Here is a 314-nt window from a genome sequence, read left to right on the forward strand (position 1 = left end):
TTTGCCAAGAACAGTACAGGCACTGCAGAAATTACCGATACCAACAACTATTATCCATTTGGTTTAAACCATATCTCAGGATTGGGTACTACCTCTAATTTCGGAAGTTATTATAGTTATAAATACAACGGTAAAGAGCTTCAGGAAACGGGCATGTATGATTACGGAGCCAGAATGCTGATGCCTGATTTGGGTAGATGGGGCGTGATGGATGCCATGTCTGAGAAATACAGTTCGTGGAGCCCTTATAACTATGCCATCAATAATCCTGTGATGGTGATAGATCCGGATGGAAATGACGCAATGTTCGCTTC

1 protein-coding gene is annotated in these 314 nt (G+C 42.0%); it reads left to right on the top strand.

The features are described from left to right. A partial coding sequence (locus ACTJJF_RS21995) for an RHS repeat-associated core domain-containing protein (RefSeq protein ID WP_440701019.1) occupies positions 1-314 on the top strand: 314 nt, incomplete at both ends.

The organism is Chryseobacterium sp. 22458 (assembly GCF_052044975.1).
Lineage (GTDB): Bacteria > Bacteroidota > Bacteroidia > Flavobacteriales > Weeksellaceae > Chryseobacterium.